Raw genomic sequence first — 12071 nt, 5'->3', positions numbered from 1 at the left:
ATGAACATAAGAGCAACTAGAGTCGGAGAACAAATGAAAAAAGAGATGGGCGAGATTTTAAATCGTAAAATCAAGGATCCGCGCATCGGTTTTGTGACTGTAACAGATGTTCAAGTATCAGGCGATTTACAGCAAGCGAAAGTGTATATCTCTGTTTTAGGAGATGCTGAACAGCGTGAGAATACGTTAAAAGGCCTTGCGAAAGCAAAAGGATTTATCCGCTCAGAAATCGGTCAGCGCATTCGCTTACGTAAAACACCTGAAATTACGTTTGAGTTTGATGAATCAATTGATTATGGTAATCGAATTGAATCATTGCTTCATGAAATTAAAAAAGAAAGCGATGACCATCAAGAGAACGAATAAGATCAGTGAATGTAGAAACAAAAAAGGGTGTCTCAAAAGTGGTTTTTGCTTCTGAGACACCCTTTTTTAAATGAAAAGGAGATGAAGAATGAGTGGACGGTGTTTTAATTTTACATAAACCAGCTGGCCTGACTTCGCACGACTGTGTGTTTAAAGTCCGAAAGCTGCTTCGCACTAAAAAAGTAGGGCATACAGGCACATTAGACCCAGACGTTACAGGGGTATTGCCTATTTGTATCGGTAGAGCTACCAAAATTGTAGAGTATCTAACAGGAGCTACTAAAACCTATGAAGGAGAAGTTACACTCGGATTTTCTACAACAACAGAAGATTCTTCCGGAGAGGTTGTAGAAGAAAAGAAAGTAGTGGATTCTTTTTCACGTGCTCAAATCGAAGAAGTGCTGTCTTCGATGACAGGAGAACTTCAGCAAGTGCCTCCAATGTACTCCGCGGTAAAAGTCAAAGGTAAAAAGCTATATGAATATGCAAGGCAAGGAATCGAAGTAGAGCGCCCTGTTAGAACCATTCATATCTATAACTTTGAACTGCTAGACGATCGCGCTGCATTTGAGGGAGAACAAATTTCCTTCAAATTCCGCGTAACGTGCAGCAAAGGTACATATGTGCGAACGCTTGCTGTGATGATTGGAGAAGCACTTGGCTATCCGTCTCATATGTCTTATTTGCAGCGAACGGGTTCAGGGCAGTTTTCACTGGAAGATTGTGTGACATTTGAAGATATTGAACGGGCGGTAGAAGAAGAAACGATCAATGAGAAACTGCATTCGATCGAAGAAGCTCTTAATCATTTGCCGAAACTTCAAATTAGTGATACATTAGCAGAGAAAGTGAAAAATGGCGCGGTATTGCCGTGCACAGAAGATGAAGAGTTAAAAAAGGAACCATTCTTTTTAATGATAAATTCTGCAGGCAAGTGCTTAGCAATTTATGCTCAGCACCCAACGAAAAAACATTTAATGAAGCCGGTTAAAGTGTTGGCAATCGACTAGACCGGTTAGGGAAAAGGTGAACTGTGTTTTGGAAACGATTGAAATTCGACATCCACACCACTTTCAACGAGAAGCTGTTCAACAATCAGTGTTAGCACTTGGTTATTTTGATGGTGTGCATTTAGGGCATCAGCAAGTGATAAATTCAGCAAAACAGTTAGCCGATGAAAAAGGCATAGCTAGTGCTGTGATGACGTTTACTCCTCACCCTTCTGTGGTGCTTGGGCGCAACGTGCAGCACATTGATATGATCACACCACTTCAAGAAAAAAAGAAACTCATTGAGGAAATGGGAATTGACTTTTTATATATCGTTCATTTTGATAAACAGTTTGCAGCACTATTGCCTCAAGAGTTTGTTGATCAGTATATTATTGGCCTGAATGTGCAGCATGTGGTAGCTGGATTTGACTATACGTATGGAAAGTTAGGTAAAGGAACAATGGAAATACTACCATTTCATTCTCGATCAAAATTCACTCAAACAACAATTGATAAGTTAACAAATGGGGAAGAAAAAATTAGTTCAACGCTCGTTCGCGAAAATTTAGCAAATGGAGACATGCATCGAGTAAAAGAGCTGCTTGGGCGCTATTATGAAGTGTCAGGTACAGTGACTCATGGAGAAAAGCGAGGCAGGCAAATAGGTTTTCCGACTGCTAACATCGCTTTAGACGATGAGTATTTACTTCCGCGCATCGGCGTGTACGCTGTTGAGCTTCAGCTCCATGGCAAGTGGTATGCAGGAGTATGCAACGTGGGCTATAAGCCGACTTTTCACGATAATTTAGAAAAGCCAACAATCGAAGTCCACTTATTATCATTTGACGAGCAAATCTACGATCAGCACGTAACAGTGAAATGGCACCGAATGATTCGTTCAGAAAAAAAGTTCAGCGGCATCGAAGAGCTTGTCGGTCAGATCTCAAAGGACAAGGAAGAAGCCCTTGCTTATTTTGAAGGAATTCAAAAGCATAAGAAATAAAAAAAAATATATAAATAGTTGCTACGACTTGCTTTTTGTTCTAATAAGTAGTAACATAACACTTGTATGTAAAACAACCATTGCTTGGCATTACGATTCACCAACGTTTTGCTCGGTAACTGGGGTTTAATAATAAGGAGGTGAATAGGATGGCTATCACACAAGAGCGTAAAAATGAAATCATTAGTGAGTACAAAACTCATGCGAACGACACTGGTTCTCCAGAAGTTCAAATCGCTGTCCTAACAGAGCAAATTAACAATCTAAACGGTCACTTACGTACTCATAAAAAGGATCACCATTCACGTCGTGGTCTTTTAAAAATGGTAGGTCGACGTCGTAACTTACTTAACTACCTACGTAACAAAGACGTTACTCGTTATCGTGAGTTAATCAACAAACTTGGTTTACGTCGATAATAAGAAGAAAGCGGGAGCATTCCCGCTTTTTTAGTATGTACATTTAAGAAACATTAAAGATGCTACATAATGTGAAAAAAGCTATTGTTTTTGGATATTTCGTTTATAATAAAACTATCACATTTGATTACATACATATTTTATATGTAGAGAGGGGTACTCGTCGATATGGAACAAGAAAAACGAGTGTTCTCCGTAGATCTAGCTGGACGAAAGCTAGAAGTTGAAGTTGGCCAGTTGGCAAAACAAGCAAATGGCGCAGCATTAATCCGCTATGGAGACACAGTTGTATTAAGTACAGCAACGGCTTCAAAAGAGCCTAAAAATGTAGATTTCTTCCCGTTAACAGTAAACTATGAAGAGCGTTTATATGCAGTCGGTAAAATCCCAGGTGGATTCATTAAGCGTGAAGGCAGACCAAGTGAAAAAGCAATCTTGGCTAGCCGTTTAATCGACCGTCCGATTCGTCCTTTATTCGCAGATGGTTTCCGAAACGAAGTTCAAGTTGTCAGCGTTGTAATGAGCGTAGATCAAAACTGTTCTTCAGAAATCGCGGCAATGTTCGGTTCTTCATTAGCATTATCAGTATCTGATATTCCATTTGAAGGTCCTATTGCAGGCGTAATCGTAGGCCGTGTAGACAATGAATTTGTTGTAAACCCAACGGTAGATGAGCTTGAAAAAAGCGATATTCATCTGACGGTTGCTGGTACAAAAGATGCGATCAACATGGTTGAAGCAGGCGCTGATGAAGTACCGGAAGAAGTAATGCTGGAAGCAATTATGTTTGGACACGAGCAAATTAAAAAATTAATTGCGTTCCAAGAAGAAATTGTAGCAGCAGTAGGCAAAGAAAAAGTAGAAGTTGCGCTTTATACTGTGGATGCTGACCTTGAGCGTCAAGTTCGCGAAATTGCAGAAGGTGACATGAACCGTGCCGTTCAAGTTCAAGAAAAGCATGCGCGCGAAAATGCGATTAAAGAAGTGAAAAGCGCAGTAGCTGCAAAATTTGAAGAGCAAGATGTAGAAGAAGAAGTACTAAATCAAGTGAATGAAATTTTATCGAAGCTTGTTAAAAGTGAAGTGCGTCGCTTGATCACAGAAGAAAAAGTGCGTCCTGATGGCCGTAGTATTGACGAAATTCGTCCACTTTCTTCTGAAACAAACTTGCTTCCTCGTACACACGGATCTGGATTATTTACGCGTGGACAAACTCAAGCGCTTAGCATCTGTACATTAGGTGCACTTGGCGATGTGCAAATTTTAGATGGTTTAAGTGTAGAAGAATCTAAACGCTTCATGCATCACTATAACTTCCCTTCATTTAGTGTTGGTGAAACTAGACCAATGCGCGGACCGGGTCGTCGTGAAATTGGACATGGTGCGCTAGGTGAACGTGCACTTGAGCCTGTTATTCCAAATGAAAAAGATTTCCCTTATACAATTCGTCTTGTATCTGAAGTATTAGAGTCAAACGGTTCTACTTCACAAGCGAGTATTTGTGCAAGTACGCTTGCAATGATGGATGCTGGGGTTCCAATTAAAGCACCTGTAGCAGGGATTGCCATGGGTCTGATCAAATCAGGTGAACACTACTCGATTCTAACGGACATTCAAGGAATGGAAGATCATCTAGGAGATATGGACTTTAAAGTAGCAGGTACGGAAAATGGCGTAACTGCGCTTCAAATGGATATTAAAATTGACGGGTTATCTCGTGAAATTTTAGACGAAGCCCTTCAACAAGCAAAAAAGGGCCGTATGCAGATCTTAAATCATATGATGTCAACGATTGCTACGCCTCGTCAAGAGCTTTCTCAATATGCGCCTAAGATCCTTACCATGGCTATTAACCCTGATAAAATTCGTGATGTTATTGGACCAAGCGGTAAGCAAATCAATAAAATCATCGAAGAAACAGGCGTTAAAATTGATATCGAACAAGATGGTACAATCTTCATTTCTTCTATTGATCAGCCAATGAATGAAAAAGCGAAGAAAATTATTGAAGATCTTGTACGCGAAGTTGAAGTCGGCCAAATGTACTTAGGAAAAGTAAAACGAATTGAAAAATTCGGTGCATTCGTAGAAATCTTCAGCGGAAAAGATGGGCTTGTTCACATTTCAGAGCTTGCAGAAGAGCGTATTGGAAAAGTGGAAGACGTTGTATCAATTGGCGACGAGATTCTAGTTAAGGTTATGGAAATTGATAAACAAGGCCGCGTTAACTTATCTCGTAAAGCAATTTTAAAAGAACAAAAAGAAAAAGAAGAAAAAGCAAAAGAAACAAAATAATCTTCTTTTACTACTATATAGATATTGTGAAATCGTCCATACATGAAGAAAATCCATGTGTAGGGCGATTTTATCGTTTGTAGATGTTTGTTCTACCTTGTCCTCTTTATACATATTTTAAATGGTAAAGGGGGAAGGATAAGTGAAGAGAACCATTGTGCAATTTACAGCATTTCTATTTTTACTGGCAATTACATATAAATCTATTTATAATCCTTTTGCTGAAGCATATATAGAAGCACTTAAATCCGATGTACAACTTGTATCAGCTCAGCATGATGCGTTATATCAAAAGATTGAAGAAAAAGCAAAAGATTATGAAAAGCCGGCAGCGAATGCACGAATCGATCCCGTTTGGAAACGGGTTCCTGGCTATAACGGCATAAAAGTTGATCTTGCTGCTTCTTATAAAAATATGAAACCTGCGGGTAAATTTGATGAAAAAAAACTAGTGTACAAACAGGTTAGACCAAAGGTTCACTTGAAGGATTTACCACAGGAACCTATCTACCGTGGACACGATGAAAAGCCTATGGTATCGTTTACAGTGAACGTAGCATGGGGGAACGAGTATTTGCCTAAAATGTTAGAAGTGCTTAAAAAGCACCATGCTAAAGCAACCTTTTTTTTAGAAGGAAAATGGGTTAAAAATAATCCAGATATGGCAAAAATGATTGTAGACGCAGGGCATGAAGTAGGAAACCACTCTTATTCTCATCCTGATATGGCCACTTTATCGGCTAGTCAAATCAATCAGCAGCTTAAAAAAACGAATGATATTATTACGTCTACTACGGGACAAAAAGTAAAATGGTTTGCTCCGCCGAGCGGCAGTTTTCGCCCCGAGGTAGTAACGCTTGCTTCTCAGTTAAAAATGAGTACCATCATGTGGACGGTTGATACAATCGATTGGCAAAAGCCAAGTTCAGAAGTGTTAATTAATCGAGTAATGAAAAAGATTCACCCAGGAGCTATTGTACTGATGCACCCGACTGAATCAACGGCTGAATCGCTTGACCAATTGTTAACCGATATTGAACGCAAAGGCCTCAAAGTTAGCGATGTGTCAACAATGCTAGATGAAGAACGAATGATGAAAATACCTTCTTCTACTAAGAAGTAAGTGAGATAAGCAAAAGGGAGGCACTAGCTTGATAAAACGATATACGTGCAAAAATGGTGTAAGAATTGTATTGGAAAATATCCCAACTGTTCGATCTGTGGCCATTGGGGTGTGGATCGGAACGGGTTCTCGAAGTGAACACCCTGAAATTAATGGTGTATCACATTTTCTTGAACATATGTTTTTTAAAGGAACAAAAACAAGATCTGCTCGTGAAATTGCAGAAAGCTTCGACCGCATTGGCGGACAAGTAAATGCATTCACTTCTAAAGAATACACGTGCTACTATGCAAAAGTATTAGATGAACATGCAGATCAAGCGCTCGATGTGCTGGCGGATATGTTCTTTAATTCTTCATTTGATGAAGAGGAATTAACTCGTGAAAAAAATGTTGTATATGAAGAAATTAAAATGTATGAAGATACACCTGATGATATTGTACACGATCTATTAGGAAAAGCCGTATATGGCAATCATCCATTAGGCTATCCAATTTTAGGAACGGAAGATACGTTAAAAACATTTAACGGTGATTCGCTTCGTCAGTATATGGAGCAAATGTATATTCCCGAAAACATCGTTATTTCAGTAGCTGGAAACATTGATGAAAGTTTTATTCAGCAGGTGGAAAACTATTTTGGTACATATACGTCAAGTCACTCCGCTCATCAATATGTTCAGCCAGAGTTCCATACAAATCATATTGCGCGCAAAAAGGAGACTGAACAAGCTCACCTTTGCCTTGGCTTTAAAGGTTTGCCAATCGGCGGAGAAGATGTATATAGCTTAATTGTATTAAATAACGTGCTTGGTGGAAGTATGAGCAGTCGTTTGTTCCAAGAAGTTCGCGAACAGCGCGGCTTGGCTTACTCTGTTTTCTCTTATCATTCTTCTTATCGAGACAGCGGTCTTGTGACGATTTATGGGGGAACGGGAAGCCATCAGCTCGACGTATTATATGATACGGTTCAAGAAACGCTTTATGATTTGAAAGATAAAGGGATTACGGATAAAGAACTTGCTAACAGCAAAGAGCAGCTGAAAGGAAACTTAATGCTGAGCCTTGAAAGTACAAATAGCCGTATGAGCAGAAACGGAAAAAATGAGTTAATGCTAGGCTATCACCGTTCATTAGATGAGATTTTAGATCTTGTTAATGCCGTGACTAAAGATAGTGTAAATGGTCTTGCGCGAGATATTTTCAAAGATGAATTTGCTCTTTCGCTAATAAGCCCGAGTGGAGATTTACCTAAAGGTTTTAAAGGAAATTAAACAGTAAAAGTAAGGTTGGCTAAAATAATTGAGCCAGCCTTATTTTTTTGTCATTTTTTGCATGGTTGTTCAATAAATTAGATGAAAGGAGGGATTCTATGAGATTAAGCGAACTGAGTGGAAAAGAAATTGTAGATGTTAAGCGAGCAGAGCGTTTGGGTATTTTAGGGCAAACAGATCTTGAAATTAATGAACATACGGGACAAATTAATGCGCTTATTATTCCATCTGTGAAGTGGTTTGGGTTTCGAAAACAAGGAGATGAAGTGCGAGTGCCGTGGGGGAATATCGAAAAAATTGGTACAGATATGGTGATTGTAAATGTCCAGCAGCTAGAAGACATAAACAATCAGTCAACAAAATAAGAAACGAGATGCTTCCTGCATCTCGTTTCTTTTATTTTCAGGGATAAAGATTCACCGATTCCTGTGTGTTTACATAGTATGTTGAAGAAAAGCAATAGGCATTCTAGGGCGTAATGATAGCACTTTACATCTCGATGGTTTAAGCGAAGGATACATCTATTTAATGTTAAAGAAGGTGAAAATGAAACATGTTAACGGATTTGCACATAGCTGTAATTGGCGGTGATGCTAGGCAGCTTGAAGTCATTCGAAAATTAATTCAATTAGATGCAAAAACATCTCTTATTGGTTTTGATCAGCTAGATCATGGTTTTACAGGTGCGACGAAATATCAGATAGAGGAGCTGGATTTTTCAGATGTTGACGCCATCATCCTTCCAGTGCCTGGAACAAATCACGAAGGGCAAGTAGATACTATTTTTTCAAATGAAAAAGTAGTGCTGACTGAAGAAATACTTAAAAAAACGCCTGAGCACTGCATTATTTATTCTGGTATTAGCAATGGGTATTTAAACGAATTAGTCAAAACGACAAACCGTAAACTCGTTCAGCTATTTGAGCGTGATGATGTAGCAATTTATAACTCTATTCCTACTGTTGAAGGTACCATCATGCTTGTTATTCAACATACGGATTTTACCATTCACGGTTCAAATATTTCTGTCCTAGGTTTAGGAAGAGTAGGAATGAGCGTGGCGAGGTCCTTTGCTGCACTTGGTGCCAATGTAAAAGTAGGAGCTAGAAAATCTGAACATTTAGCACGTATTGCTGAAATGGGTTTGCAGCCTTTCTATCTTTCTGAACTCGATAAAGAAATTGCTGATAGTGATATATGTATTAACACCATTCCATACCCCATCTTAACGGCTAAGACATTATCTAATGTCCCGACCCATGCGCTCATTATTGATTTAGCTTCAAAGCCTGGAGGAACCGATTTCCGCTATGCAGAAAAACGAGGAATTAAAGCTATTTTAGCACCTGGTCTTCCAGGAATTGTGGCTCCAAAAACAGCAGGTCAGATTGTCGCTAATGTATTAGTGAATTTATTAAAAGACGCTGCGGATGCGAGAGAGGAGAAAAAATAATGTCATTAAAAGGTAAAAGAATAGGATTCGGCTTGACCGGATCTCACTGTACGTATGATGCGGTTATGCCGGAAATTGAAAAGCTTGTTAACTTGGGAGCAGAAGTGTTACCGGTTGTTTCTTACACGGTACAATCCACGAATACTCGTTTTGGAGATGGAGAAGACTGGGTGAAGAAAATTGAGGAATTAACAGGTCACGCCGTCATCAATACAATTGTAAAAGCGGAGCCTTTAGGACCAAAAATTCCGCTTGATTGTATGGTGGTTGCCCCAATCACTGGGAATACGATGAGTAAGTTTGCGAATGCAATGACTGAATCTCCGGTACTCATGGCAGCTAAAGCAACGCTTCGTAATAATAAGCCGGTGGTACTGGGAATTTCGACTAATGACGCACTAGGGCTAAATGGTGTAAACTTAATGAGGCTAATGGCGACTAAAAATATTTATTTTATTCCATTTGGTCAAGATGACCCGGTGCTTAAGCCGAATTCAATGGTAGCGCGTATGACGATGTTATCAGACACGGTCTACGCAGCGCTTGAAAATAAACAGATTCAGCCTGTTATTGTCGAAAGGTTCCGCGACGGTCAAGAGTCATAGGACATATATGCCTCTTGCTGGTGCATGAATCTATTCAATACTGCGGCTGTAAGAGAACTCTCAATCTCAAAGAAGAGAAGATTTTAAAAATCTTCTCTTCTTTGACGCAATGAAGCATAATAATATGTTAAAATAGTCAGTATATGCAGATAAATGTTGAGTAGTTGAAAATTGTTGGAGGCGGTATTAAAATGACAAGAGAATTACATGTAGCAGTAGTAGGAGCAACAGGTGCAGTAGGACAACAAATGATTAAAACCCTACAGGAGCGTAATTTTCCAGTTGGTAAATTAACGTTATTATCTTCAGCTCGTTCAGCTGGTAAAAAAGTGTTGTTTAACGGAGAAGAAGTTGTTGTGCAAGAAGCAACTCCTGATAGCTTTGAAGGCGTAGATATTGCTTTATTCAGTGCAGGCGGGAGCATTTCAAAAGCACTTGCACCAGAGGCAGTAAAACGCGGAGCAATTGTTGTAGACAACACAAGCGCTTATCGAATGGATGAAAATGTCCCGTTAGTTGTGCCGGAAGTGAATGAAGACGCATTACACGCACATAACGGAATCATTGCTAATCCAAACTGCTCTACAATTCAAATGGTTGCAGCATTACAGCCATTACGCGAAACATACGGCTTATCTAAAGTGCTAGTATCAACGTATCAAGCCGTTTCTGGAGCAGGCGCTGCTGCAATTAATGAATTAAAAGAACAAGCCAAAGCTATTTTAGAAGAAAAAGAGTTTACACCGGAAATTTTACCGGTTGGTGGAGATAAAAAACATTATCAAATTGCTTTTAATGCCATTCCGCAAATTGATAAATTTCAAGATAACGGTTTTACATTTGAAGAAATGAAAATGATTAATGAAACGAAGAAAATTATGAACATGCCTGAATTGCCAGTAGCTGCTACTTGTGTTCGTCTACCGGTTGTAACAGGTCATTCAGAGTCAGTGTACATTGAAATTGAAAAAGACGGTGTAACGGTAGCTGATGTGAAAAATTTATTGGCTGATGCACCTGGTATCGTATTGCAAGATGATCCAGAAAATCAAGTATATCCAATGCCAGCAGATTGTGTAGGTAAACGAGATGTGTTTGTCGGCCGTATTCGTAAAGATTTAGATCGCGATAACGGTTTCCATATGTGGATCGTTTCTGATAACTTGTTAAAAGGTGCAGCTTGGAATTCTGTACAAATTGCAGAATCACTTATTAAGCTTAGCTTAGTAAAATAAGCGCAACCAGAGTGTCTCGGAACATGATGAGGTGTAAGTATGAAAATAATCGTCCAAAAATTTGGAGGAACTTCCGTTCGTAACGAAGAAGGAAGAGAGAGAGCAATCTATCATTTAAATAATGCATTAAGTGAGGGTTACAAAGTAGTCGTTGTTGTATCGGCAATGGGACGAAAAGGTGAGCCGTATGCAACGGATACATTGCTTTCACTTGTTGATGGAAATAAAGCGTCTCTTAATAAACGTGAGCTTGATATGCTTATGGCATGCGGAGAATTAATTTCATCGGTAGTGTTTACGAATTTGTTAAACGAAAATGGTATTAAAGCTACAGCGTTAAACGGTGCACAGGCCGGGTTTGTGACGAATGATGATTTTACCAATGCCAAGATACTAGAAATGAAATGCGACCGTTTGTTAAAAGAATTAGAAGAATACGATGTAGTGGTTGTAACAGGCTTTCAAGGGGCAACTACTGAAGGTGATACAACAACGCTTGGACGCGGAGGCAGCGATACATCTGCTTCAGCTTTAGGTGCAGCCCTTATGGCTGATTATATTGACATTTTCACAGATGTAGAAGGTGTGATGACAGCGGACCCGCGTATTGTAGAAGATGCAAGACCGCTATCCGTTGTCACATATAACGAAATATGCAACATGGCTTATCAAGGTGCAAAAGTAGTTCACCCACGTGCCGTAGAGATTGCCATGCAAGCCAAAGTGCCGATGCGCGTCCGTTCCACGTATGCTGATTCAACAGGTACGCTCGTTACATCTCAAGGTGAAGCACAGCAGCGTGGAAGTGATGTGCAAGAACGCCTTGTAACAGGCATCGCGCACGTATCCAACGTCACTCAAATTAAAGTTTTTAGTAAAGAAGGCCATTATGATACGCAAGCAGAAGTATTCAAAGCAATGGCACAAGAAAAAATCAGCGTAGATTTTATTAATATTTCACCGAAGGGTGTTGTATATACGGTAACAGATGAAGCAACTGACAAAGCGATTGATGTGCTTCATGCGCTAGGGTATGAGCCGGCTGTTATTCGCAACTGTGCCAAAGTGTCAACGGTTGGAGCAGGAATTGCAGGGGTGCCTGGTGTTACATCTAAAATTGTTACAGCTCTTTCTGGCGAAGGTATTCAGATTTTACAATCTGCTGACAGCCATACGACGATTTGGGTGCTTGTAAAAGAAGAGGATTTAAAGAAAGCCGTTAATGCTCTTCATGGTGCCTTTGACTTGTCAAAAGCACCGCAAAAGAGATAAACTACATGTTCCGTTAGCTATAAGCTAACGGTTCA

12 protein-coding genes are annotated in these 12071 nt (G+C 39.6%); all 12 read left to right on the top strand.

The annotated features are described in order from the left end of the window. The 12 genes from rbfA to dapG all read left to right on the top strand — a co-directional run bounded on the left by rbfA (position 1) and on the right by dapG (position 12036). Positions 1–366: a 30S ribosome-binding factor RbfA gene (gene rbfA / locus BG04_RS05525; RefSeq protein WP_013058834.1), complete on the top strand. Its 366-nt coding sequence runs from the start codon at positions 1–3 to the stop codon at positions 364–366. Positions 367–458: 92 nt separating this feature from the next. Next, positions 459–1376: a tRNA pseudouridine(55) synthase TruB gene (gene truB / locus BG04_RS05520; protein ID WP_013084763.1), complete on the top strand. Its 918-nt coding sequence runs from the start codon at positions 459–461 to the stop codon at positions 1374–1376. A 28-nt stretch (positions 1377–1404) separates the two neighbouring features. After that, on the top strand, positions 1405–2361 hold the full coding sequence (ribF, locus tag BG04_RS05515) for a bifunctional riboflavin kinase/FAD synthetase (protein ID WP_034649240.1): 957 nt from the start codon (positions 1405–1407) through the stop codon (positions 2359–2361). Between the two features lie 149 nt (positions 2362–2510). Beyond that, on the top strand, positions 2511–2780 hold the full coding sequence (rpsO, locus tag BG04_RS05510) for a 30S ribosomal protein S15 (protein WP_013058831.1): 270 nt from the start codon (positions 2511–2513) through the stop codon (positions 2778–2780). 168 nt (positions 2781–2948) lie between these two features. After that, positions 2949–5075, top strand: coding sequence for a polyribonucleotide nucleotidyltransferase (gene pnp / locus BG04_RS05505; protein WP_013084762.1), 2127 nt, complete (start codon positions 2949–2951; stop codon positions 5073–5075). 142 nt (positions 5076–5217) lie between these two features. Beyond that, positions 5218–6198 (top strand): polysaccharide deacetylase family protein, encoded by a 981-nt coding sequence (locus tag BG04_RS05500; RefSeq protein ID WP_016765374.1) that lies wholly within the window; start codon positions 5218–5220, stop codon positions 6196–6198. Positions 6199–6226: 28 nt separating this feature from the next. Next, positions 6227–7471, top strand: coding sequence for a M16 family metallopeptidase (locus tag BG04_RS05495; protein WP_034649243.1), 1245 nt, complete (start codon positions 6227–6229; stop codon positions 7469–7471). A gap of 98 nt (positions 7472–7569) precedes the next feature. Next, a complete protein-coding gene (locus BG04_RS05490) occupies positions 7570–7836 on the top strand; it encodes a YlmC/YmxH family sporulation protein (RefSeq protein WP_016765372.1) in 267 nt (88 codons plus the stop codon). 188 nt (positions 7837–8024) lie between these two features. After that, positions 8025–8924 (top strand): dipicolinic acid synthetase subunit A, encoded by a 900-nt coding sequence (dpaA, locus tag BG04_RS05485; protein ID WP_013058826.1) that lies wholly within the window; start codon positions 8025–8027, stop codon positions 8922–8924. Beyond that, on the top strand, positions 8924–9529 hold the full coding sequence (locus BG04_RS05480; protein ID WP_034649246.1) for a dipicolinate synthase subunit B: 606 nt from the start codon (positions 8924–8926) through the stop codon (positions 9527–9529). The genes dpaA and BG04_RS05480 overlap by 1 nt, the downstream gene beginning before the upstream one ends. A 191-nt stretch (positions 9530–9720) precedes the next feature. Next, positions 9721–10764, top strand: coding sequence for an aspartate-semialdehyde dehydrogenase (gene asd, locus BG04_RS05475; RefSeq protein WP_016765370.1), 1044 nt, complete (start codon positions 9721–9723; stop codon positions 10762–10764). Between the two features lie 39 nt (positions 10765–10803). Further along, on the top strand, positions 10804–12036 hold the full coding sequence (dapG, locus tag BG04_RS05470; protein WP_034649249.1) for an aspartate kinase: 1233 nt from the start codon (positions 10804–10806) through the stop codon (positions 12034–12036). The last annotated feature ends 35 nt before the right edge of the window (positions 12037–12071 follow it).

This window comes from Priestia megaterium NBRC 15308 = ATCC 14581 (assembly GCF_000832985.1).
Taxonomy (GTDB): Bacteria; Bacillota; Bacilli; order Bacillales; family Bacillaceae_H; genus Priestia; species Priestia megaterium.
This window is presented reverse-complemented; position numbering and strand designations above follow the sequence as displayed.

Coding starts and splice junctions, on each gene's coding strand:
- rbfA (WP_013058834.1), top strand. CDS start 1: ATGAACATAAGAGCAACTAGAGTCGGAGAACAAATGAAAAAAGAGATG.
- rpsO (WP_013058831.1), top strand. CDS start 2,511: ATGGCTATCACACAAGAGCGTAAAAATGAAATCATTAGTGAGTACAAA.
- pnp (WP_013084762.1), top strand. CDS start 2,949: ATGGAACAAGAAAAACGAGTGTTCTCCGTAGATCTAGCTGGACGAAAG.
- BG04_RS05490 (WP_016765372.1), top strand. CDS start 7,570: ATGAGATTAAGCGAACTGAGTGGAAAAGAAATTGTAGATGTTAAGCGA.
- dpaA (WP_013058826.1), top strand. CDS start 8,025: ATGTTAACGGATTTGCACATAGCTGTAATTGGCGGTGATGCTAGGCAG.
- BG04_RS05480 (WP_034649246.1), top strand. CDS start 8,924: ATGTCATTAAAAGGTAAAAGAATAGGATTCGGCTTGACCGGATCTCAC.
- asd (WP_016765370.1), top strand. CDS start 9,721: ATGACAAGAGAATTACATGTAGCAGTAGTAGGAGCAACAGGTGCAGTA.
- dapG (WP_034649249.1), top strand. CDS start 10,804: ATGAAAATAATCGTCCAAAAATTTGGAGGAACTTCCGTTCGTAACGAA.